Genomic DNA, 1,451 nt, shown 5'->3' with positions numbered 1-1,451 from the left:
TTGCTTATTACTGACTTAATTTACCCAAATAGACGTGCATAATACATCTTTGGTTGTATTATATGCTACCCCCTAGGAATCCATATAGAGCCTTGTTTTATTTTTTGCAGGGCCGCATGTTTTGAGCGGCTGGCCGTTAAGTCAATGTTTTGCTTTTTATAACCAAGGCCAAGGACGTGACCGTGAGCATCTGTTAAGCCTGGCAGTACAACGTACCCTTGACCGTTCACTCGGGTAACCGAAGCCGGTAACTGTTGCCACTGATTGGCTTTTTGGTATGTGGCTTTGACTTTATCATCACTGACATGCAGTGCTGAAAAGGTTTTTAATTGGTGTTGAGTTGTTAGTGTATAACCTTGCACATTGTATATCAGCCACTCGGAAGCATACGACAGTGTGCACGTAAGTAGCCAGCCACATACCAGACTAAGTGTATATTTACAGACCTTGTTAATGATCATCCTTGATAAAACCCTTTGCTCCTTGCCCGTTAAATTGATCTTGCCTATAGAAGATGACACTTTGGTGACATTGACGGTTAAAGCAAGATAGCTAAAGTGTCACAAAGATATTTAGATAAAACTTGCTACCCCCCAACGGCTCAACATAAAAATACTAATACCTGCGACTAAAGTAAGTAGTAGAGAGTTTCTCCACCAGGCCACAGCAATGGCGGCGATTGCAGCTATTAATGCTGGGTTATGAATAGATACATTCAGTGTATGCTGGTTCGTGGACAAAATTGCTGGAGCAATAATAGCGCTGAGCACAGCAACAGGTACAAAGCTAAGCGCTTGTTGCGTATTGGTTGATAAGCGAACTTGTTGGGCGGCTAAAAAAAGTAAACTACGAATGAGGTAGGTTACTGCACACATACCCGTGATTAATAGTACTTCAAACACGTTGTTTATCCTCCAGCAATTTAGTGGTGCTGATACCCATCAATACGCCTGTTACAGCAGCGGCAATAAGTCCTAATTGATGTGCCCATTGTTGGCCAATTATGGCGACGATGGCAGCACTGACCGCGGCGGCGAGCATTGGGGTTGATCGTAACTGAGGAATAAGCAAGCCAATAAAGGTAATTGGCATGGCGATTTCCAAGCCTAGCTGATCAATTGCTGGGAGTGTTTGGCCTAAGTAGAGACCGAGAAAAGTAGCAATTTGCCAGCAAAAATACAGGGTAAACATCGAGCCTAAGTACAACCAATGTTGGTATTGATTGGTTAATAAATAATGATCAGCAGTAGACTGCTGTTGATGCATATTTTGGATTTTGGCTGAATGGCTTGATACTACAGCAAATGTTTCATCAGTAAGACCAAATGCCATTAATGCTCGCCAGCGATAGTTTAAGTTTGGCTCTATATGGATTCCTAGGGGGTAGCATATAATACAACCAAAGATGTATTATGCACGTCTATTTGGGTAAATTAAGTCAGTAATAAGCA

Annotated in this window: 3 protein-coding genes; all 3 read right to left on the bottom strand. The window is 42.1% G+C overall.

Going from position 1 to position 1,451, the window contains the following annotated elements; translation table 11 throughout:
- Positions 1–65: 65 nt before the first annotated feature.
- The 3 genes from F607_RS0127040 to F607_RS32240 all read right to left on the bottom strand — a co-directional run bounded on the left by F607_RS0127040 (position 66) and on the right by F607_RS32240 (position 1,374).
- Positions 66–461 carry a hypothetical protein gene (locus tag F607_RS0127040; protein WP_027710473.1) on the bottom strand — a complete coding sequence of 132 codons (396 nt, stop codon included), beginning with the start codon at positions 459–461 and terminating at the stop codon, positions 66–68.
- A 111-nt stretch (positions 462–572) separates the two neighbouring features.
- Positions 573–902, bottom strand: a complete 330-nt coding sequence (locus tag F607_RS0127035) for an AzlD domain-containing protein (protein WP_027710472.1) — start codon at positions 900–902, stop codon at positions 573–575.
- Positions 895–1,374: an AzlC family ABC transporter permease gene (locus F607_RS32240; protein WP_268967660.1), complete on the bottom strand. Its 480-nt coding sequence runs from the start codon at positions 1,372–1,374 to the stop codon at positions 895–897. The genes F607_RS0127035 and F607_RS32240 overlap by 8 nt, the downstream gene beginning before the upstream one ends.
- Between the last annotated feature and the right edge of the window lie 77 nt (positions 1,375–1,451).

It is taken from the genome of Zooshikella ganghwensis DSM 15267, assembly GCF_000428585.1.
In the GTDB taxonomy this organism is placed as follows: domain Bacteria; phylum Pseudomonadota; class Gammaproteobacteria; order Pseudomonadales; family Zooshikellaceae; genus Zooshikella; species Zooshikella ganghwensis.
The sequence above is the reverse complement of the archived record's forward strand: the minus strand, read 5'-3'. Positions and strand labels throughout refer to the sequence as shown.